Source organism: Ruegeria sp. CDSA020 (assembly GCF_059612345.1).
In genome coordinates, this window is the sequence record NZ_JBXWQK010000026.1 from 1 (window position 1) to 1049 (window position 1049).

The 1049-nt window shown below is 58.9% G+C and carries 1 protein-coding gene; it reads right to left on the reverse strand.

Going from position 1 to position 1049, the window contains the following annotated elements:
- Positions 1 to 1049 (reverse strand): elongation factor Tu (gene tuf, locus AC2FJW_RS19660; protein WP_496751193.1); only part of this gene is annotated, 1049 nt, incomplete at both ends.

Genomic DNA, 1049 nt, shown 5'->3' on the forward strand with positions numbered 1-1049 from the left:
GGCATAACCATCTCGGTGCCAGCTGCCAGGGTCACGGTGCCGGTCACGTCAGTTGTACGGAAGTAGAACTGCGGACGGTAGTTCGCGAAGAACGGCGTGTGACGGCCACCCTCTTCCTTGGTCAGGATATAGGCTTCGGCTTCGAACTTGGTGTGCGGTGTAACCGAACCCGGCTTACACAGAACCTGGCCACGCTCAACACCTTCACGGTCGATACCACGCAGCAGCGCGCCGATGTTGTCGCCCGCTTCGCCGCGATCCAGCAGCTTGCGGAACATTTCAACACCGGTACAGGTGGTTTTCTTGGTGTCGCGGATGCCGACGATTTCGATCTCGTCGCCAACATTGATCACGCCACGCTCAACACGACCGGTCACAACTGTACCACGGCCCGAGATCGAGAACACGTCTTCGACCGGCATCAGGAACGGCTGGTCAACAGCACGCTCAGGCGTCGGGATGTACTCGTCCACGGCAGCCATCAGCTTGCGGATCGATTCTTCGCCGATTTCCGGGTTGTTGCCTTCCATCGCGGCCAGTGCCGAACCGGCAATGATCGGAATGTCGTCGCCAGGGTAATCATACGAGCTCAGCAGCTCGCGGATTTCCATTTCAACCAGCTCCAGCAGCTCTTCGTCGTCAACCTGGTCAACTTTGTTCATGAACACGACCATGGTCGGGATGCCAACCTGGCGGCCCAGCAGAATGTGCTCGCGGGTCTGAGGCATCGGGCCGTCAGCCGCGTTCACAACCAGGATCGCGCCGTCCATTTGCGCCGCACCAGTGATCATGTTCTTGACGTAGTCGGCGTGGCCGGGGCAGTCAACGTGGGCGTAGTGACGCGCATCGGTCTCGTATTCCACGTGGGCCGTCGAGATGGTGATGCCGCGGGCCTTCTCTTCCGGCGCGCCGTCAATCTGGTCATACGCTTTGAAGTCACCAAAATACTTGGTGATCGCTGCGGTCAGCGTCGTCTTGCCGTGGTCAACGTGCCCAATCGTGCCAATGTTGACGTGCGGCTTATTACGCTCAAACTTTTCCTTTGCCAT